The organism is Trabulsiella odontotermitis (assembly GCF_001188485.1).
GTDB lineage: Bacteria > Pseudomonadota > Gammaproteobacteria > Enterobacterales > Enterobacteriaceae > Trabulsiella > Trabulsiella odontotermitis_A.
The window spans coordinates 1-20,214 of record NZ_JNGH01000013.1 but is presented as its reverse complement, the minus strand read 5'-3'; the positions used below and the strand labels follow the sequence as shown (position 1 = coordinate 20,214).

Here is a 20,214-nt window from a genome sequence, read left to right as displayed (position 1 = left end):
CTTCCGCTTTTGCTTTGGCATCCGCAGCCGCTTTCGCGGCGGCTTCTTCAGCCTGCTTCTGCTTCTCCTGCGCGCTCTTCGCCGCTTCCTGCGCGTCTAAACGTTCTTTTTCCAGTTGCTTCAGACGTTCCTGCTCAGCGGCCTGCTTCTCACGGAGTTCTTCCGCCTGCTGCTGCGCCTGTTTTTCACGCTGCTCCTGAGCACGTCTGGCACTGGCCTGTTGCTGCTGCTGTCTGTCGTAGTTCTGGACGACCGCACCGGGATCGACCATCACGGCGTCAATGGCTGAACCACCGCCGCCGCCAGCAGACGCATCTATATGCTCATCGAACGAACTCCAGATCAGCAGTGCGATCAAAATGATATGCAGCACTACTGAAATGATGATCGCGCGTTTAAGCTTGTCGTTTTGTTCGGTTGCCTTCGACACTCTCGGTTCCCAAAAACTTTGTTCCTGTTTCACCGGGTTAAATCGGCTGGGTCATTAAACCGACCGACTTCACACCGGCGCTGTGTAACAGGTTCAGCGCTTTAATAATTTCATCATATGGCACATCTTTAGCGCCACCGATTAAGAAGACCGTTTTCGGATTCGCCTCCAGACGACGCTGCGCTTCAGCAACAACCTGCTCCGGCGGCAATTGCGGCATCTTTTCCTGGCCAACGTTCACGCTGTACTGACCCACACCGGAAACTTCAACGATAACCGGGGGATCGTCATTCGTGCTGACCGTTTGCGAATCCGTCGCATCAGGCAGATCCACTTCCACGCTCTGCGTAATGATTGGCGCAGTCGCCATAAAGATAAGCAACAGCACCAACAACACATCCAGTAGCGGAACAATATTAATCTCGGACTTCAGTTCGCGACGCCCGCGTCCACGTGCTCTGGCCATGGTTTACCCCTTGTTGCTCTCGCTGCTGGTAAACGCCTGACGATGCAGAATCGCGGTGAACTCTTCCATAAAGTTGTCGTAGTTCAGTTCCAGTTTGTTGACGCGCTGATTCAGGCGGTTATACGCCATGACCGCAGGGATAGCCGCAAACAGACCGATAGCGGTCGCAATCAGCGCTTCGGCGATACCCGGCGCAACCATTTGCAACGTCGCCTGTTTCACCGCGCCGAGCGCGATAAAGGCATGCATGATCCCCCACACGGTACCAAACAGACCGATGTACGGGCTGATGGAGCCCACGGTGCCGAGGAACGGAATGTGCGATTCCAGCGTTTCCAGCTCGCGGTTCATGGAGATACGCATCGCACGCGACGCCCCTTCCACAATCGCCTCTGGCGCATGGCTGTTAGCGCGATGCAGTCGGGCGAACTCTTTGAAACCGCTGTAGAAAATTTGTTCGGAGCCGGTCAGATTATCGCGACGCCCCTGACTTTCCTGATACAGGCGAGAAAGCTCAATACCAGACCAGAATTTGTCTTCAAACGCTTCGGCCTCGCGCCCTGCCGCATTGAGGATGCGGGTACGCTGGATAATGATGGCCCAGGAGGCGATTGAAAAACCAATCAAAATCAACATGATAAGTTTAACCAGAAGGCTAGCCTTCAGGAACAAATCAAGGATGTTCATGTCAGTCACTGCTTAAACTCCGCGACAATAGACTTGGGAAGCGCACGAGGCTTCATTAAGAGTGGATCAACACAGACAATCAGGACTTCTGCTTGATTCAGCAGTTGATTCTCCGCGTTGACGATCCGCTGCGTGAAAACCAGTGAGGTTCCGCGCATCGATGTTATTTCCGTTTGGACTTCGAGCATGTCGTCGAGTCGCGCGGGCGCAAAATACTCCAGCGTCATTTTGCGTACCACGAAAGCTACGCGCTCTGCCAACAGAACCTGCTGGCTAAAGTGATGGTGGCGCAGCATCTCGGTGCGTGCTCGCTCATAAAAAGCGACGTAACTGGCATGGTAAACCATGCCACCGGCATCCGTGTCTTCATAGTAGACACGTACCGGCCATCGAAATAGCGTTGTATTCACTTTACATCCCGGTAATACAAAAAAGTTTAGAGCATTCAAACTTCGCTACTATACGCGCGGTCAAGAGGGTTTGGAATGGGTGTAAGTAAACGGAGAGTAAATTTTTATGGGCCAAAGTAAGCCCATAAAAAATTAAGGAGGATTCTTAATCAGGCGAAGAAGAAAATCAGCCCGGCGAGCAATACTACGTCGGCGATCAGCGGGCAGAAAATGCCCTGCCAGTGAAGGGCTTTCGGACGAAAACCGACGCCGTGGATCACCCCCGCACACACCGCCCACATCAGCAGCAGACCGTGCCAGATGGTGAGCGAACTGGTCTTTGCCGCAAAGCGCGACGGGTCCCAGAACATGCAGCCTGCCAGCACCAGTGCCATCAGTAAGGAAAGGGCCCTTAACGGGCCCTTATCCATTACCGCGTATAACATCGCGATAACACTTTTCATTAATGATCGTCTTGTCCGGATTCAACATGCTCCAGTGCGAGCGCGGTGACCACCCCAAAGGCACAAGCCAGAAGCGTCCCCAGAATCCATGCAAAGTACCACATAATTTGCTCCTTACTTAGTACAGAGAGTGGGTGTTGCTTTCGATATGTTCTTTGGTAATGCGACCAAACATTTTCCAGTAACACCAGGCGGTGTACGCCAGGATAATCGGAACGAAGATGATCGCAACGTAGGTCATCAGGTTCAGCGTGATTTGGCTGGAGGTCGCATCCCACATGGTCAGACTGGCGTTCATCATCGTGCTGGACGGCATCACGAACGGGAACATCGCCACACCGGCTGTCAGAATAATGCAGGCCAGGGTCAGCGACGAGAACAGGAACGCCCAGGCGCTTCTGTCCATCCGCGCGGTCAGAATGGTCAGCAGCGGCAGTACCACACCCAGTGCCGGAATCAGCCACAGGACAGGTGCGCTGTTGAAGTTCACCATCCATGCACCCGCTTCACGCGCCACTTCTTTGGTCAGTGGGTTAGAGGCCGCGGAATGGTCAATCACGGATTTAACGACGTAGCCGTCAATACCGTAAACCACCCAGACACCTGCCAGTGCGAAGCAGACCAGCGTCACCAGCGCCGTAACCTGCGCGGTCGCTTTGGAACGCAGATGCAGCTCGCCAACGGTACGCATTTGCAGATAGGTCGCGCCCTGCGTCAGGATCATCGCCACACTGACAATCCCTGCCAGCAGACCGAACGGGTTCAGCAGCTGGAAGAAGTTACCGGTGTAGTAAAGGCGCAGATACTCGTCAACGTTGAACGGCACGCCCTGCAGCAGGTTGCCAAACGCCACGCCGATCACCAGCGGCGGCACAAAGCTCCCCAGGAAGATGCCCCAGTCCCACATGCCACGCCAGCGAACGTCTTCAATCTTGGAACGGTAATCGAAACCGACAGGACGGAAGAACAACGACGCCAGGACCAGAATCATCGCCACATAGAAACCGGAGAACGCGGCGGCATAGACCATCGGCCAGGCCGCAAACAGCGCGCCACCAGCGGTGATCAGCCACACCTGGTTACCGTCCCAGTGCGGTGCGATAGAGTTGATCATGATTCGACGCTCGGTGTCGTTACGACCGAGGAAACGGGTGAGCATGCCCACCCCCATGTCGAACCCGTCCGTGACCGCAAAACCGATCAGCAGAATACCGACCAGCAGCCACCAGATAAAACGCAATACTTCATAATCGATCATTTGATGACTCCTGTCTTAGCGTGCCGGCTGAGAAGCCACGGTGGACTGCTCGTAGTGATAGCGACCGGTTTTCAGGCTGCTTGGGCCAAGGCGCGCGAACTTAAACATCAGGAACAGTTCAGCCACCAGGAACAGGGTGTACAAGCCGCAGATCAGTACCATCGAGAAGATAATATCGCCTGCGGTCAGCGACGAGTTCGCCACTGCCGTCGGCAGCACTTCACCGATAGCCCACGGTTGACGACCATACTCAGCGACAAACCAGCCCGCTTCGACGGCAATCCACGGCAGCGGAATTCCGTAGAACGCCGCACGAAGAACCCATTTCTTATCACCGATGCGGTTACGAATAACGGCCCAGAAGGACGCCGCGATGATGATCAGCATCAGGAAGCCACACGCCACCATGATACGGAAGGAGAAGTACAGCGGCGCAACGCGAGGAATGGAATCTCTCGTCGCCTGCTTGATTTGTGCATCCGTCGCATCCGCCACATTCTCGGTATAGCGCTTCAGCAGCAGGCCGTAGCCCAGGTCTTTCTTGACGCTGTTGAACTGATCGCGGACCGCCTGATCGGTGGAACCGGCGCGCAGCTCTTCCAGCAGTTTGTAGGCGGTCATCCCGTTACGGATACGGCTCTCATGCTGCACCATCAGGTCTTTCAGACCGACAACAGGCTGATCCACGGAACGCGTCGCGATGATCCCCAGCGCATAAGGGATTTGAATAGCGAAATGGTTTTGTTGACCATCCTGATCGGGAATACCGAACAGCGTAAAGGCTGCCGGTGCAGGTTGGGTTTCCCACTCGGCTTCAATCGCCGCGAGTTTGGTTTTTTGTACGTCACCCATTTCGTAACCGGACTCGTCGCCGAGTACGATAACTGACAACACTGCCGCCATACCGAAGCTGGCTGCAATGGCAAACGAACGTTTGGCGAAGGCGAAGTCACGACCTTTCAGCATGTACCAGGCGCTGATACCGAGGATGAACATCGCCCCGGTGACATAACCTGATGCGACGGTGTGAACAAACTTCACCTGAGCAACCGGGTTCAGCACCAGCTCAGAGAAGCTCACCATTTCCATACGCATGGTTTCGAAGTTGAAATCCGAGGCGATCGGGTTTTGCATCCAGCCGTTCGCGACGAGGATCCACAACGCAGAAAGGTTAGAACCCAGCGCAACCAACCAGGTTACCGCCATATGCTGGACTTTGCCCAGACGGTCCCAACCAAAGAAGAACAGACCTACAAAGGTGGATTCGAGGAAGAAAGCCATCAGACCTTCAATGGCCAGCGGCGCACCGAAGATGTCTCCCACGTAGTGAGAATAATAAGACCAGTTCGTCCCGAACTGAAACTCCATGGTCAAACCGGTGGCAACACCCAGAGCGAAGTTGATACCAAACAACTTGCCCCAGAACTTAGTCATATCTTTATAAATCTGTTTGCCGGAAAGGACGTACACGGTTTCCATGATGGCCAGCAGGAACGCCATACCAAGCGTCAGCGGCACAAACAGGAAGTGGTACATCGCAGTCAAGGCAAACTGTAAGCGCGACAGTTCGACTATATCTAACATCATGACTCCTTGCTCATCGCATGAAGACTCCGAGAATGAACCCATCTGAGCGGTTCACACACATGCCCCAATACAATTAAATTGTTTCCAACGTTGTTGCTGTGTTCCTGCAAGAGGAAACGACAATCATTAAAGGTTACAAACGCGTTAATAAAAAAACCAAATTGATACGCAATTATATTACGCCGCAAAACCCTTACAATAAACAGGTTTTTACAGTAAAAAATTTACGTTTTTCGACATTGATCAATTTATAGCTTGAGCGCCATGTTTCCACCAGATTGATCTGCGACAATTTACCCCTTTCCCAGGAATTTTCCAATCTTTAAACATTGATTTATATCAATTCAGACGGATTCTGTTAATGGTGTTTAGGGGTGGTAAACTGCGTATATTTATTGTTAATAATATGTAGCAAATAAGAAATTTGTCGTTACGGAGTGGCAAAGAATATATTCAAGAAAGGATTTTTATTTAACGAGGGTTCTCCCTGCCCTGCCCTGCCCTGGTCAGGACATTATTAATGTTAGCGGGTTCACATTATTTTGCTACCGTGCCTTTGTCGTATATACGATGACCTTGTTTTTACCTTTCTTAGCATTCTAATGAATACCCCGGCGTGATGATCATAAAAAGTAAGCCACGCGTTGCGTGGCTATGGTAAGGACAGCGTGGTTTTCAGACAAAATCCATCATGATGGTGGCGGTACCGTGGTAATCGCCGGGGGTCACCGCGCCGCCGGACGGCAGCAGGTAAACATCAAGCGTAATATTTTTGCTCATTGCGTTGGTGGTGTAGGTATTGCCGAAGGTCCAGGTCAGAGGATTGCTTGAATTGAAGTAGAGATCTTTACCGGCGTTATCATTAGATCCATCTTTGTTTCTGTACTGCGGGTTAACGCGTATCGCGACGCCGACATGTTGCGGACCGGTGCCCACATTGTTACCCAGCACCAGACCGTTTTCCAGCACCGGCGTGTTGTTGGTGGCTGTGACCGTCGTTTTGACCTTATCGACGCCGTAGCAATCGTCCATATTGAGCGTCATCTGTTTTACCTGCCGGGCGCTATTACGATCGACCGTACTGCCGGTCACGTCGCCCGCCGCGACAGAACCAAAATCCACCACACCATTATCTGACAGCGTATACATACAAGAAGCAGTGAGTTGAATATCCATTGCGGATGAATACCATTTATATTGTATAAATTCGGTACCATGAGTCGCGCCCTGCTCATTCTCATCGGTCACAAGGATTTTATAAATTGGTGTTGAAGCTACGACGGTACCTTTCGGGAACCCGCGAAACTGATTATTCACAACAGGCAGCATCGGCCCTCCCCAAATTGCAGCTTCTTTCAAATCGTCTTTATGCACCACTCTAACGGGGGGATACATCATATTCATCCGTTCCGTCAGCATAAAAAAAAGTCCCGGTATCGAACTCGGCGCCAGCAATCCGTTGCTGTCTTCATCAATCCCAGTACTGCCTAAATTGAGTAAGTTAACAACCGAGTTTTCTTTAATAGTTATCAACTGGCTGCCCTCTTCCGGCTCATAACGCACCGTGATCTGAGATTGTGGTTCTCCGAGATTGCTGCACGTTTTGACAAATGACGACGCCCCTCCGAAACCGTTAAAATAGCGTTCAGCAACCGGATTTACTAGCATCAGATACTGACCGTTACCGAGCGTTCGCAATAGCGAAGTATCCAGGGTATAGGGGAAGTTGGTTTCCGTATAAGCGGCAATAGGGGATGCAGATGTGCTCCTCACGCAGTTTGTGGGACCGGAGGCATATCTTTCCGTCAAATATGCCCCGCTTTGCGCGCTCCATAACGCCGTAAGCAAAAAAAGGAAAATCGCTTTTATTTTCACATCGCGCCTCATAATAATGTGTCTCGATATTAATATTATATTCGTATGGTCAGGACTAATGTTAATTCCCGGGAGAATAATACTCCGGTATGTTGTGTGATATTTTCGAATTTCTGAATTTACACTTTAATTAAACTAATTAGCATTCATCGTTATGTCGTCGGAAATATGTCGCCCTGTTCTTTTTTGTAAAATAATTTATATTAGCCCATGGTTTTAATAATATTACACCATCAATTATTAACGCTAACATCTTAATACTTATGATGATAATCATCATTCAGGGAATTAATAAATCATTCTATTCACGTAATGGATGCCCCGCGTAAATAACGTTCTTTTTTTCGCTACGATTATCTCTTATTAATAGGGCGTTATTAAAACAACGGACGACTATTTCACATCAGGAGACGACAATGCGCACGTTACCAGGGGTCATCGGCCTGCTCATGCTGCTGCCTGCAATAAGTCAGGCCGACGAACCCGATGCCATCGAGAAAGCCACCAACCCGCTACATTTATCCACCTCGGTCGCCGTTCAGGATTATTACACGCCGGAACTGTATGGCAGCGACCGACATACCCACGACACCCTGTTTCGCGCCACCGTGCCGGTTGCCGCCAACGACTGGGTGCCGGTACCGCAGATTTTACGCATGACCGTACCGCTGGCCACTCGCCCACAACCGCAGGGTTACAGCACCGGGCTCGGCGATATCAATCTGTTCGATATTTTTCTGCTTAAACAGGACGGTGTCAGAATCGGCGTTGGCNGCCCCGCTGACCCCCGCCAGCACCGCGTCGGAAGACGAACTCGGCAGCGGGAAATGGCAGGCCGGGTTATCCGCCATCGTCATGAAATCCACGCCACAATGGATGGCGGGCACGCTGGTGCAGTGGCAAAAAAGCTTCGCCGGGGACGATGCCCGTCGCGACGTGGAAACCGCGACGTTTCAGCCCATTGTGATCTATAAACTGCCGCAGGGCTGGTATCTGCGCACCTCAGGGATTTGGTCGTTTAACCGGGAAAATGACGATTACTACATCCCCGTCGGGCTGGGCGGTGGGCGCGCCTGGAAGATGGGCGGAAACGTGGTAAGCGCGTTTATTGAGCCGCAGTGGACGGTCGAGCATCAGGGGGATGGCGTACCCAAATTCACGCTATTCGCGGGTGTCAGTATTGTGATGTAAAAAAGGCCGCTTCTCAGCGGCCAACCATGTCGAAATCGGACATTTAGGGTATATAAAGCTCCCCTTCCGGGGAGCTGAGAGGATTATTACTTAATGATGGCTTTCAGCGCTTCGCCGATGTCGGCCAGGCTGCGAACGGTTTTCACGCCCGCCGCTTCAAGAGCTGCGAATTTCTCATCTGCCGTACCTTTGCCGCCAGCGATGATGGCGCCTGCGTGGCCCATACGCTTGCCTTTCGGCGCGGTCACACCCGCGATGTAACCCACCACCGGTTTGGTCACGTGATCTTTAATGTAAGCGGCCGCTTCTTCTTCCGCGCTGCCGCCGATTTCACCGATCATCACGATCGCTTCAGTCTGCGGATCTTCCTGGAACATCTTCAGGATATCGATGAAGTTGGAGCCCGGAATCGGGTCGCCGCCGATGCCCACACAGGTGGACTGGCCGAAGCCATAATCGGTGGTCTGCTTAACCGCTTCATACGTCAGCGTACCGGAACGGGAGACGATGCCCACTTTACCCGGCTGGTGAATGTGACCCGGCATGATGCCGATTTTGCACGCGCCCGGGGTGATAACGCCTGGGCAGTTCGGGCCGATCATGCGCACGCCAGCTTCATCCAGCTTCACTTTCACGGTCAGCATATCCAGCGTCGGAATACCTTCGGTGATGGTGATAATCAGTTTGATGCCTGCGTCGATCGCTTCCAGAATGGAATCTTTGCAGAACGGTGCCGGAACGTAGATAACCGACGCGGTCGCGCCAGTGGCTTCTACGGCTTCACGTACGGTGTTGAACACCGGCAGGCCCAGATGCGTGGTGCCGCCTTTGCCTGGCGTCACGCCGCCAACCATCTGCGTACCATAAGCAATCGCCTGTTCAGAGTGGAACGTCCCCTGGCTACCGGTGAAACCCTGGCAGATAACCTTGGTGTTTTTATCGATTAAAATGGACATTATTTCCCCTCCACTGCGGCAACTACCTGCTGAGCGGCATCCGTCAGACTTTTCGCTGCAATAATATTCAGGCCGCTGTCAGCCAGTTTCTTCGCGCCCAGTTCAGCGTTGTTACCTTCCAGACGGACAACCACCGGAACGTTAACGCCCACTTCTTCTACCGCACCCATGATGCCGTCAGCGATCAGGTCGCAACGCACGATGCCGCCGAAGATGTTAACCAGTACCGCTTTAACATTGTCATCGGAGAGGATGATTTTGAACGCTTCGGTCACGCGCTCTTTCGTCGCGCCGCCGCCCACGTCCAGGAAGTTTGCCGGTTCACCACCGTGCAGCTTAACGATGTCCATGGTGCCCATTGCCAGGCCCGCACCGTTAACCATGCAGCCGATGTTGCCATCCAGCGCCACGTAGTTCAGTTCCCACTGTGCCGCCTGCGCTTCACGCGGATCTTCCTGAGACTGGTCGCGCATTTCGCGCAGTTCAGCCTGGCGGAACAGCGCGTTGCCGTCAGCGCCCAGCTTGCCATCGAGGCAAATCAGGTCGCCCTGCTTAGTGATCACCAGCGGGTTGATTTCGATCAGCGCCAGGTCGCGCTCAAGGAAAATAGTCGCCAGGCCCATGAAGATTTTTGTGAACTGCTGAACCTGTTTACCTTCCAGACCCAGTTTGAACGCCAGTTCGCGACCCTGGTACGGCATCGGGCCGGCCAGCGGATCCAGCGCGACTTTATGGATCAGGTGCGGGGTTTCTTCCGCAACTTTTTCGATTTCCACGCCGCCTTCGGTGGAAGCCATGAAGACCACACGGCGGGAGCTACGGTCAACAACCGCGCCCAGGTACAGCTCTTTATCGATATCGGTCGCCGCTTCCACGAGGATCTGGTTGACCGGCTGGCCGTTAGCGTCTGTTTGATACGTCACGAGGCGTTTGCCCAGCCAGTGCTCAGCAAAAGCGCGAATTTCTTCTTTGCTCTTAACGACTTTCACGCCGCCCGCTTTACCGCGGCCACCTGCGTGAACCTGACATTTCACGACCCACGGACCCGCACCGATTTTAGAGGCAGCTTCTTCAGCTTCACGCGGCGTGGTACAGGCGTAGCCCACTGGCGCAGGTAAACCATAGCGGGCAAACAGTTGTTTTGCCTGATATTCATGTAAGTTCATGCGTTCTATCCATTCTTAGTAATGGTTATCATTAAGCTTGCAGATCGGTATCAGGTTCGCGCCGGGTGGCGCTACGCTTACCCGGCCTACAAGGCAGGTGATGCGTTTGTAGGCCCGGCAAGCGAAGTGCCGCCGGGCAAAACCATCTAAAACTACACGTCCAGCAGCAGACGAGTCGGATCTTCCAGCAGCTCTTTAATCGCGACCAGGAAGCTCACAGACTCGCGGCCATCGATCAGACGGTGGTCGTAGGAGAGCGCCAGGTACATCATTGGCAGAATTTCTACCTTGCCGTTAACCNNTCTGCGGCGGGTTGATGATCGGCGTAGACATCAGGGAGCCAAAGACGCCGCCGTTGGTGATGGTGAAGTTACCGCCGGTCAGATCGTCAACAGTCAGTTTGCCGTCACGGCCTTTCACCGCCAGCTCTTTGATGTTTTTCTCGATGTCAGCCATGCCCAGCAGATCAACATCACGCAGCACCGGGGTCACCAGGCCGCGCGGCGTGGAAACCGCCATGCTGACGTCAAAGTAGTTGTGGTAAACCACATCATCGCCATCGATGGACGCATTCACTTCCGGGAAGCGTTTCAGGGCTTCAACCACCGCTTTCACGTAGAAGGACATAAAGCCCAGACGGATGCCGTGACGTTTTTCAAACGCTTCACCGTACTGCTTACGCAAATCCATAATCGGCTTCATGTTGACTTCGTTGAACGTGGTCAGCATGGCGGTGGAGTTCTTCGCTTCCAGCAGACGCTCGGCCACGCGCTTACGCAGGCGGGTCATCGGCACGCGTTTTTCGCTGCGGGAACCCAGCGCAGGCTGAGCAGCAGCAGGCGCTGCAGCGGCGGCTGGCGCTTTGCTTTCGGTTTTCGCCGGTGCTTTCGCCAGATGTTTTTCCACATCTTCACGGGTCAGACGACCGCCAACACCGGTGCCTTTAATGGCGCTGGCGTCCAGGCTGTGCTCAGCCAGCAGACGACGAATCGCCGGGCTCAGCGCATCGTTGTTTTGCTCTTCCAGAGACGCCTGCTGGCGCTGTGCCGGAGTAGACTCTTTCGCCTCGGATTTGGCACCAGACTCTTTACCAGAGCTGTTACCTTCGCGCAGGCGGCCGAGGATCTGACGAGAAGTCACGGTGGTGCCTTCGTCTTCCAGCACTGCATCCAGAATGCCGTCCGTCGACGCCGGTACTTCCAGTACCACTTTGTCAGTTTCGATTTCTACCAGCACTTCATCACGGGTTACCGCGTCGCCTGGTTTTTTATGCCAGGTCGCGACGGTCGCGTCTGCAACGGATTCAGGCAGGTCGGGAACAAGAATATCTACGCTACTCATTATTTATCCTTTAATTAATCGACGTTCAGCGCGTCATTAACCAGATCTTGCTGTTGTTTCTGGTGAACGGACAGATACCCTACCGCCGGTGAGGCGGAGGCCGGGCGACCTGCATAACGCAGGGCGGACCCAAATGGAATCACTTCACGGAAATGATGCTGACTGCAATACCATGCGCCCTGGTTGAGCGGCTCTTCCTGGCACCAGACAAAATCATGAACGTGAGTATATGGTTTCAGCGCTTCCTGCATCGCCTGATGCGGGAACGGATAGAGCTGTTCGATACGCACGATGGCGACATCTTTCTGATCGCTTTTGCGGCGCTGTTCCAGCAGGTCGTAATAAACCTTACCAGAGCACATCACAACGCGCTTCACGGCTTTCGGATCCAGCTCGTCGATTTCGCCAATCGCCGGCAGGAACGTGCCGTTTGCCAGCTCATCCAGCGAAGAGACCGCCAGCGGGTGACGCAGCAGCGATTTCGGTGACATCACCACCAGCGGACGGCGCATACCGCGCAGCGCCTGACGACGCAGCATGTGGTAAACCTGCGCCGGGGTGGACGGAACGCACACCTGCATGTTCTGCTCAGCGCAAAGCTGCAGATAACGCTCCAGACGCGCCGACGAGTGTTCCGGACCCTGCCCTTCGTAGCCGTGCGGCAGCAGCATCACCAGACCGCACATACGGCCCCATTTCTGCTCGCCGGAGCTGATGAACTGGTCGATAACCACCTGTGCGCCGTTGGCGAAGTCGCCGAACTGCGCTTCCCAGATGGTCAGGGTGCGCGGTTCTGCGGTCGCATAACCGTATTCAAACGCCAGTACCGCCTCTTCAGAGAGCACGGAGTCCCAGACTTTGAACTCGCCCTGGCCGTTATGCACGTGCTGCAGAGGCGTGTAGGTTGAGCCGTTGGACTGGTTGTGGATCACCGCATGACGGTGGAAGAAGGTGCCGCGGCCAGAGTCCTCACCAGACAGACGCACGGAAATGCCTTCGTCAACCAGTGTAGCGTACGCCAGGTTTTCCGCGCCGCCCCAGTCGAACAGTTTCTCACCGGCTGCCATGGCCTGACGGTCACTGTAGATTTTCGCCACGCGGGACTGCATTTCGATGGCTTCCGGTACCGTGCTGATGCGTTTAGCCAGCTCCTGCACGCGCTTCATTTCCACCTTGTTCGGGTAGCTCTCATCCCACTCGTGGTTGAGGTACGGTGACCAGGTGAACGAATGCATGTTCATCGGACGCCACTCTTTCACCACGCATTCACCCGCATCCAGCGCGTCGCGGTAGAGATTGACCAGCTCGGTCGCATCTTCCAGCGTCGTCACCTTATCCTGCTCGAGTTTGTCAGCGTAAAGCTTACGCGGCGTCGGGTGTTTTTTGATTTTCTGGTACATCAGCGGCTGGGTTGCGCTCGGCTCGTCGGCTTCGTTATGGCCGTGACGGCGGTAGCACACCAGGTCGATGAACACATCGCGTTTGAAGGTATTACGGAAATCCAGTGCCAGACGGGTCACGAAAGCCACCGCTTCCGGATCGTCCGCGTTCACGTGGAAAATCGGCGCCTGCACCATTTTACCGATGTCGGTGCAGTACGGCGTGGAACGCGCATCCAGCGGGTTAGACGTGGTGAAGCCCACCTGGTTGTTGATCACGATACGGACGGTACCGCCCACTTCGTAACCACGCGCTTTAGACATGTTCAGGGTTTCCTGAACCACGCCCTGACCAGTCACGGCCGCGTCACCGTGAATGGTGATAGGCAGCACCATGTTGCTGCTCGGATTGTCGAGACGGTCGAGACGCGCACGGACGGAACCGATAACTACCGGGCTGACAATCTCGAGGTGCGACGGGTTAAACGCCAGCGCCAGGTGAACCAGGCCGCCTTCGGTTTCGATGTCAGACGAGAAGCCCATGTGGTACTTCACGTCACCGGTGCCGAGGTGTTCTTTATGCTTACCGGCGAATTCGTCGAACAGATCCTGCGGTTTTTTACCCAGCACGTTGATCAGCACGTTCAGACGACCGCGGTGCGCCATGCCCAGCACCACTTCGCGGGTGCCGCTGTTGCCAGCGTGGCGGATGAGCTCTTTGAGCATCGGGATAAGCGCGTCGCCCCCTTCGAGGGAGAAACGTTTCGCGCCCGGGAACTTCGCGCCCAGATAGCGCTCCAGCCCTTCGGCAGCGGTTAATTCATTCAGGAAACGTTTTTTCTCGTCCGCCGAGAACGTCGCATGGCCCACCACGGATTCAATGCGCTGCTGGATCCAGCGTTTTTCTTCCGTGGAAGTAATATGCATATATTCCGCGCCGATGGAGCCGCAGTAGGTTTGCTTCAGCGCCTCAATCAGGTCGCCAAGCTGCATCGTATCTTTGCCGATGGCAAAAGAACCTACGTTAAAGCTTTCCTGGAAATCGGCCTCAGTCAGATCGTGGTACGACGGATCGAGATCCGCGACGCGATCCTGTTTCCACAGCCCCAGCGGATCGAGATTCGCATGCTGGTGGCCACGGAAGCGATAGGCGTTGATGAGCTGCAGGACTTTTACCTGCTTCACATTGGTGTCGGGGTCTGAAATCGAGGAAGTGTAACGTGAGGCATCCTTCGCCAGACGACGGAAATAATCACGTGTTTTGGAATGAAATTGATCGGGTTTGACTCCGGTACCAGGCAGTTGCTGGAACATAGAACGCCAGTTAGCGTCAACAGAGTCAGGATCGGTTAAGAAGTCTTCATAGAGCTGTTCTATCCAGCTCTGGTTCGCACCAGAGAGGTAAGAAGAGTCCAGCCAGGCTTTCATTGCGCCGTTCTGCATCGTGATCCCTTAAGCATTTAATGCTTATTTCGCCGTAGAAACTACCACGCACATCTGGGTGTACGTGCCGGGGTTCACCTGCGAGCTCTTTTCATTTGGCCCGCGAAGGAACCTTTAGAAACTGTCTAGACTTCAGGGCAGTTTTTAAAGGTTTCTGCAACTTGCCCGGTGGCGCTACGCTTACCGGGCCTACGTAACAGTAGGCCGGATAAGCGCAGCGCCATCCGGCGTTTTTACTTACGCACTGCGCTGCAGCAGCATCGACTTAATATGGCCGATGGCGCGCGTCGGGTTCAGCCCCTTAGGACATACACTGACGCAGTTCATAATGCTATGGCAGCGGAATACGCTGAAAGCATCGCTCAGCCCTTCCAGTCGGCTGTCGGTTTCGGTATCGCGGCTGTCGATCAGGAAACGATACGCCGCCAGCAGACCCGCCGGGCCGATGAACTTGTCCGGGTTCCACCAGAACGACGGGCAAGACGTTGAACAACAGGCACAAAGAATACACTCGTACAGACCATCGAGTTTTTCACGCTGCTCTGGCGACTGTAAATGCTCGCGAGCCGGTGGATTCTTCCCATTATTCAACAAGTAAGGCTTAATCTTCTCATATTGTGCATAGAATTGCCCCATGTCTACCACCAAATCGCGCACCACCGGCAGCCCTGGCAGAGGACGGATGACAATTTTCTTGCCCGGCTGGTTCAGCGCCGAAATCGGCGTGATGCACGCAAGGCCATTTTTGCCGTTCATGTTCAGGCCGTCGGAGCCACAGACCCCTTCACGGCAGGAACGACGAAACGACAGTGTCGGATCTTTTTCTTTCAGCTGGATTAACGCATCCAGCAGCATCATGTCGCGACCTTCTTCCGCCTCGAGGGTGTAATCCTGCATGCGCGGAGCGTCGTCGACATCCGGGTTATAACGATAAACTGAGAATTCGAGTTTCATTATCCTGTCTCCGCATTAGTAAGTACGAATCTTCGGCGGGAACGCCGGACGCAGTTTCGGTTCCATATTGACGTTACGACGCGTCATGGTTTCCGACTCTGGCAGATACAGGGAATGGCACAGCCAGTTTTCGTCATCACGATCCGGGAAGTCGAAGCGACTGTGTGCGCCACGGCTTTCGGTACGGAAGTTTGCCGACATCGCCGTCGCGAACGCGGTTTCCATCAGGTTATCCAGCTCCAGACATTCAACGCGCTGGGTGTTGAACTCGCTGGACGTGTCATCCAGACGGGCATTTTTCAGACGCTCGCGGATAGCCTTCAACTGCTCAAGCCCTTTGGCCATCGCGTCGCCTTCGCGGAACACGGAGAAGTTGTGCTGCATACATTCCTGCAGCGCTTTACGGATTTCCACCGGATCTTCGCCGTTACGGTTACCGTTCCAGCGGTTGAGGCGCTCAAGGGAAGCGTCAATTTCATCGTCGGTGGCGTCACGCAGTGTACCCTGCTCGGCAATCGACTCCTGCAGATGCAGACCCACCGCACGACCGAACACCACCAGGTCAAGCAGCGAGTTGCCGCCCAGACGGTTAGCGCCGTGTACGGATACGCAGGCGATTTCACCGACCGCGAACAGGCCCGGGATCACCACGTCTTCGCCCTGCTCGTTCACGGTCAGCGCCTGGCCGGTCACTTTGGTCGGAATACCGCCCATCATGTAGTGGCAGGTCGGGATAACCGGGATCGGCTCTTTCACCGGGTCAACGTGAGCGAAGGTACGGGACAGCTCCAGAATGCCCGGCAGACGGGATTCCAGAACTTCTTTACCCAGATGGTCGAGTTTCAGCTTCGCGTGCGGACCCCACGGGCCGTCGCAGCCGCGACCTTCACGGATTTCGATCATGATGGAACGCGCCACCACGTCACGACCCGCCAGGTCTTTCGCGTTCGGCGCATACCGCTCCATGAAGCGCTCGCCGTGTTTGTTCAGCAGGTAACCCCCCTCACCACGGCAGCCCTCGGTCACGAGAACGCCGGCACCGGCGATGCCGGTCGGGTGGAACTGCCACATTTCCATATCCTGCACCGGCACACCAGCGCGAATAGCCATCCCCACGCCGTCACCGGTATTGATGTGCGCGTTGGTGGTGGACTGATAGATACGGCCTGCACCGCCGGTCGCCAGCACGGTCGCGCGGGCTTTGAAGTACACTACTTCACCGGTTTCGATGCACAGTGCGGTACAACCCACCACCGCGCCATCTGCGTTTTTCACCAGATCCAGCGCATACCACTCGGAGAAAATCGTGGTGTGATTTTTCAGGTTCTGCTGATACAGCGTGTGCAGCAGGGCGTGACCGGTACGGTCAGCGGCTGCTGCGGTACGTGCCGCCTGCTCGCCACCGAAGTTTTTCGACTGGCCGCCAAACGGACGTTGATAAATGGTGCCATTTTCCAGACGGGAGAACGGCAGACCCATGTGGTCCAGCTCCAGAATCGCTTCCGGGCCGGTCTTACACATATATTCGATAGCGTCCTGATCGCCGATATAGTCTGACCCCTTCACGGTGTCATACATGTGCCATTCCCAGTTATCTTCATGGGTATTACCGAGCGCCACAGTGATGCCACCCTGCGCGGAAACGGTATGGGAACGGGTCGGGAAGACTTTAGAGAGCAGCGCACAGGTCTGGCCGCTCTGGGAAATTTGCAGCGCCGCGCGCATACCTGCGCCACCTGCGCCGATGACAACAGCATCAAATTCTCTGACTGGCAGTTTCATTACACACCCCACACCACAACAAATCCATAAATCACGTAAACCACCAGCGCAACCACGATGAGCAGTTGCAGAATCAGGCGCACGGCCAGGGGCTTAACGTAGTCGGTCAATACCTGCCACATGCCAATCCAGGCATGAATCAAGATGGAAAACAGGGCCAGCAGGGTAAAGACTTTGGTGAACCCGGAGGAGAAGAAACCCGACCAGACTTCCCAGGTCAGCGTGCCGCTCGTGGCGAAAAAGCCAACCATGTAGATGATGTAGAGGGTCAGAACGATAGCGGTAGCACGAACCAGAATGAAGTCATGTACGCCGTTGCGTCCTAATGCTGAGGCGTTGCTTACCATACGAGGACTCCTGCGAGAAGTGAAAGCACGACAGTAATAACAAAAGAGATGTTGGCGGAGCGTTTCCCTGCTTCGAGGGTTTCGTCCAGGTAGCCAAAGTCCATCAGCAGATGGCGAATACCGACCACGGTGTGGTACGCCAGTGCAGTGAGGATGCCCCACATAATGAACTTAACGAAGATGCTGCTCATGATGGAGCTGGCGACGAGGAAACCTTCAGGAGAGGAGAGGCTGGTGCCCAGCAACCACAGCAGAATACCGACGGCCACGAACGTGATCACACCGGAGACGCGATGGAGAATGGACGCTATCGCCGTTACAGGAAACCGAATCGTTGTGAGATCCAGGTTGACAGGTCTTTGTTTTTTCACATTTCTTACCATGAATAACGCCCACATGCTGTTCTTATTATTCCTTCCTCCGGTCTGCGTGCGGGTCAAGCAGCGTCCTTACTATAACTAAGCGTCATGTTAAAACTCCCTTTCAGAAGCAAATACGACACAAAACAACGCTGGGTGGCTCGGGATTAGCAGGGTGTTCCGGAGACCTGGCGGCAGTATAGGCCGTTCACAAAATCATTACAATTAACCTACATATAGTTTGTCGGGTTTTATGCGGAACAGTGATCGATATCACGATAACAACATTTTTTTAAATTTTAATCAGCTGATTTGACAAATATTAAACATTATTGTTACAACCATCACCAGAAAAGTCATATAATGCGTAAAAGTTATGAGGTCATGCTTTCACCTGAATATAAGTTATGTAACAGTGTGTCGGTATTGACCGAAGTGATCAGGACAGTTATTAGTGATATACAGGTTTGAATGACACGGACTGCTAAGACCCTGATTTGCTGTTGTTTCGCTGTAAATTGACCGTCTACCACCCAGCGCCCTTTGCTCTGTACCCTGGTTTCTCCTCTGAAACAGAGCGGCGAGCCAAATAACAATTTCGGTAACGGTAATGAACAGTCAGAATGCGAATCCGGCATCCGGCAGTCTTAAGCAATAAGGCGCTAAGGAGACCGTAATGGCTGATACTAAGGCAACGCTCACCCTCAACGGTGATACTGCTCTCGAACTGGATGTGCTAAAGGGCACGCTCGGTGAAGATGTTATTGATATCCGCAAGTTAGGTTCAAAAGGACTGTTTACTTTTGACCCTGGCTTCACCTCTACCGCATCCTGCGAATCCAAAATCACTTTTATTGATGGTGATGAAGGTATCCTGCTGCATCGCGGTTTTCCCATCGATCAGTTAGCCACTGAGTCTAACTATCTGGAAGTGTGTTACATCCTGCTGAACGGCGAAAAACCGACGCAGGCGCAATACGACGAATTCAAAACCACCGTCACCCGTCATACCATGATCCACGAGCAGATCACCCGTCTGTTCCATGCGTTCCGTCGCGATTCGCATCCGATGGCGGTGATGTGCGGGATTACCGGTGCGCTGGCGGCGTTCTATCACGATTCACTGGATGTTAATAATCCGCGTCATCGTGAAATTGCCGCGTTCCGCCTGCTCTCCAAAATGCCAACCATGGCAGCGATGTGTTACAAATATTCTATCGGCCAGCCGTTTGTTTATCCGCGCAACGATCTCTCCTACGCGGGTAACTTCCTGAATATGATGTTCTCCACGCCGTGCGAAACGTATGAAGTGAACCCGGTGCTGGAACGTGCGATGGACAGGATCCTCATCCTGCACGCCGATCACGAACAGAACGCCTCGACCTCCACGGTACGTACAGCAGGCTCCTCGGGCGCGAACCCGTTTGCCTGTATCGCGGCAGGTATTGCCTCCCTGTGGGGACCGGCACACGGCGGCGCCAACGAAGCAGCCCTGAAAATGCTGGAAGAAATCAGCTCTGTTGAGCACATTCCGGAATTCGTCCGTCGAGCGAAAGATAAGAACGACTCTTTCCGCCTGATGGGCTTCGGTCACCGCGTGTACAAGAACTACGATCCGCGCGCCACCGTAATGCGCGACACCTGCCACCAGGTACTGAAAGAGCTGGGCACCAAAGACGATCTGCTGGAAGTGGCGATGGAGCTGGAACACATCGCGCTGAACGACCCGTACTTCATTGAGAAGAAACTCTACCCGAACGTCGATTTCTACTCTGGCATTATTCTGAAAGCGATGGGCATTCCGTCTTCCATGTTCACCGTGATCTTCGCCATGGCGCGTACCGTTGGCTGGATTGCGCACTGGAACGAAATGCACACCGAAGGGATGAAAATTGCACGACCGCGTCAGCTGTATACCGGCTACGACAAACGTGAATTTGAATCTAACCTGAAGAAACGCTAAGCACGTAGCGGTCTGACTGAACCGGGGACAATCGCGCCCCGGTTTTTTTATGCCCTGAATCCGGCGCTGACAGTGATGTTATATTCCGCAAACGCCGCGCGCAGACGGCGGGCAAACGCCAGCGCCTGCGCACCATCGCCATGCAAACAGACGGTCTGGGCGCGCACCGGCGCCCAC

General features: G+C 54.1%; 21 protein-coding genes and 1 pseudogene. 4 read left to right on the top strand and 18 right to left on the bottom strand.

Features of this window, described 5'->3' with window-relative positions:
* The 9 genes from tolA to GM30_RS00950 form a co-directional block, all read right to left on the bottom strand.
* Nucleotides 1-430 (bottom strand): cell envelope integrity protein TolA (gene tolA / locus GM30_RS00985; RefSeq protein ID WP_155483888.1); only part of this gene is annotated, 430 nt, incomplete at its 3' end.
* Nucleotides 431-467: 37 nt separating this feature from the next.
* Entirely contained in the window at nucleotides 468-896 is a 429-nt protein-coding gene (gene tolR / locus GM30_RS00980) for a colicin uptake protein TolR (protein WP_038159699.1), read from the bottom strand.
* Between the two features lie 3 nt (nucleotides 897-899).
* Entirely contained in the window at nucleotides 900-1,592 is a 693-nt protein-coding gene (gene tolQ, locus GM30_RS00975; protein ID WP_124965809.1) for a Tol-Pal system protein TolQ, read from the bottom strand.
* The gene (ybgC, locus tag GM30_RS00970) at nucleotides 1,589-1,993 is read right to left on the bottom strand and encodes a tol-pal system-associated acyl-CoA thioesterase (RefSeq protein ID WP_049847132.1); all 405 of its coding nucleotides are present in this window, start codon (nucleotides 1,991-1,993) and stop codon (nucleotides 1,589-1,591) included. Before ybgC ends, tolQ begins: the two co-directional genes overlap by 4 nt.
* A 149-nt stretch (nucleotides 1,994-2,142) precedes the next feature.
* Nucleotides 2,143-2,436 carry a cyd operon protein YbgE gene (ybgE, locus tag GM30_RS00965; RefSeq protein ID WP_049847131.1) on the bottom strand — a complete coding sequence of 98 codons (294 nt, stop codon included), beginning with the start codon at nucleotides 2,434-2,436 and terminating at the stop codon, nucleotides 2,143-2,145.
* Nucleotides 2,436-2,540 (bottom strand): cytochrome bd-I oxidase subunit CydX, encoded by a 105-nt coding sequence (gene cydX / locus GM30_RS23470; RefSeq protein ID WP_072091820.1) that lies wholly within the window; start codon nucleotides 2,538-2,540, stop codon nucleotides 2,436-2,438. Before cydX ends, ybgE begins: the two co-directional genes overlap by 1 nt.
* Nucleotides 2,541-2,554: 14 nt before the next feature.
* On the bottom strand, nucleotides 2,555-3,694 hold the full coding sequence (gene cydB / locus GM30_RS00960; protein ID WP_049847130.1) for a cytochrome d ubiquinol oxidase subunit II: 1,140 nt from the start codon (nucleotides 3,692-3,694) through the stop codon (nucleotides 2,555-2,557).
* Nucleotides 3,695-3,709: 15 nt separating this feature from the next.
* Nucleotides 3,710-5,278 carry a cytochrome ubiquinol oxidase subunit I gene (cydA, locus tag GM30_RS00955; protein WP_049847129.1) on the bottom strand — a complete coding sequence of 523 codons (1,569 nt, stop codon included), beginning with the start codon at nucleotides 5,276-5,278 and terminating at the stop codon, nucleotides 3,710-3,712.
* A 678-nt stretch (nucleotides 5,279-5,956) separates the two neighbouring features.
* Nucleotides 5,957-7,156 carry a fimbrial protein gene (locus tag GM30_RS00950; RefSeq protein ID WP_162212965.1) on the bottom strand — a complete coding sequence of 400 codons (1,200 nt, stop codon included), beginning with the start codon at nucleotides 7,154-7,156 and terminating at the stop codon, nucleotides 5,957-5,959.
* A 963-nt stretch (nucleotides 7,157-8,119) separates the two neighbouring features.
* Between GM30_RS00950 and GM30_RS26905 the strand changes: the two genes are divergently transcribed.
* Nucleotides 8,120-8,347 carry a hypothetical protein gene (locus GM30_RS26905; RefSeq protein ID WP_238582586.1) on the top strand — a complete coding sequence of 76 codons (228 nt, stop codon included), beginning with the start codon at nucleotides 8,120-8,122 and terminating at the stop codon, nucleotides 8,345-8,347.
* Between the two features lie 86 nt (nucleotides 8,348-8,433).
* Here GM30_RS26905 and sucD read toward each other — a convergent pair whose 3' ends face one another.
* Nucleotides 8,434-9,303 carry a succinate--CoA ligase subunit alpha gene (sucD, locus tag GM30_RS00940; protein WP_049847127.1) on the bottom strand — a complete coding sequence of 290 codons (870 nt, stop codon included), beginning with the start codon at nucleotides 9,301-9,303 and terminating at the stop codon, nucleotides 8,434-8,436.
* Nucleotides 9,303-10,469 (bottom strand): ADP-forming succinate--CoA ligase subunit beta, encoded by a 1,167-nt coding sequence (sucC, locus tag GM30_RS00935; RefSeq protein ID WP_049847126.1) that lies wholly within the window; start codon nucleotides 10,467-10,469, stop codon nucleotides 9,303-9,305. Before sucC ends, sucD begins: the two co-directional genes overlap by 1 nt.
* 21 nt (nucleotides 10,470-10,490) lie before the next feature.
* On the opposite strand from sucC, the gene GM30_RS27515 reads away from it, so the two are divergent.
* A complete protein-coding gene (locus GM30_RS27515; RefSeq protein ID WP_272948247.1) occupies nucleotides 10,491-10,619 on the top strand; it encodes a hypothetical protein in 129 nt (42 codons plus the stop codon).
* Between the two features lie 2 nt (nucleotides 10,620-10,621).
* Here GM30_RS27515 and odhB read toward each other — a convergent pair.
* The 6 genes and pseudogenes from odhB to sdhC form a co-directional block, all read right to left on the bottom strand.
* A pseudogene (gene odhB, locus GM30_RS00930) lies at nucleotides 10,622-11,810 on the bottom strand (2-oxoglutarate dehydrogenase complex dihydrolipoyllysine-residue succinyltransferase).
* Nucleotides 11,811-11,824: 14 nt separating this feature from the next.
* Entirely contained in the window at nucleotides 11,825-14,632 is a 2,808-nt protein-coding gene (sucA, locus tag GM30_RS00925) for a 2-oxoglutarate dehydrogenase E1 component (RefSeq protein WP_049847125.1), read from the bottom strand.
* Between the two features lie 237 nt (nucleotides 14,633-14,869).
* Complete coding sequence (gene sdhB, locus GM30_RS00920; protein WP_049847124.1) at nucleotides 14,870-15,586, bottom strand: succinate dehydrogenase iron-sulfur subunit SdhB; 717 nt, start codon at nucleotides 15,584-15,586, stop codon at nucleotides 14,870-14,872.
* Nucleotides 15,587-15,601: 15 nt separating this feature from the next.
* Complete coding sequence (gene sdhA / locus GM30_RS00915) at nucleotides 15,602-17,368, bottom strand: succinate dehydrogenase flavoprotein subunit (protein ID WP_049847123.1); 1,767 nt, start codon at nucleotides 17,366-17,368, stop codon at nucleotides 15,602-15,604.
* The gene (gene sdhD / locus GM30_RS00910) at nucleotides 17,368-17,715 is read right to left on the bottom strand and encodes a succinate dehydrogenase membrane anchor subunit (RefSeq protein ID WP_049847122.1); all 348 of its coding nucleotides are present in this window, start codon (nucleotides 17,713-17,715) and stop codon (nucleotides 17,368-17,370) included. The genes sdhA and sdhD overlap by 1 nt, the downstream gene beginning before the upstream one ends.
* Nucleotides 17,709-18,113, bottom strand: coding sequence for a succinate dehydrogenase cytochrome b556 subunit (gene sdhC, locus GM30_RS00905; RefSeq protein ID WP_049847121.1), 405 nt, complete (start codon nucleotides 18,111-18,113; stop codon nucleotides 17,709-17,711). Before sdhC ends, sdhD begins: the two co-directional genes overlap by 7 nt.
* Before the next feature lie 324 nt (nucleotides 18,114-18,437).
* On the opposite strand from sdhC, the gene GM30_RS27765 reads away from it, so the two are divergent.
* Together GM30_RS27765 and GM30_RS00900 are read left to right on the top strand one after the other, a co-directional pair.
* On the top strand, nucleotides 18,438-18,545 hold the full coding sequence (locus GM30_RS27765) for a hypothetical protein (RefSeq protein ID WP_420340985.1): 108 nt from the start codon (nucleotides 18,438-18,440) through the stop codon (nucleotides 18,543-18,545).
* A 205-nt stretch (nucleotides 18,546-18,750) separates the two neighbouring features.
* Nucleotides 18,751-20,037: a citrate synthase gene (locus GM30_RS00900; protein ID WP_049847120.1), complete on the top strand. Its 1,287-nt coding sequence runs from the start codon at nucleotides 18,751-18,753 to the stop codon at nucleotides 20,035-20,037.
* A 47-nt stretch (nucleotides 20,038-20,084) separates the two neighbouring features.
* Here the strand turns inward: GM30_RS00900 and GM30_RS23460 are convergent.
* Nucleotides 20,085-20,214 (bottom strand): LamB/YcsF family protein (locus GM30_RS23460; RefSeq protein ID WP_193391756.1); only part of this gene is annotated, 130 nt, incomplete at its 5' end.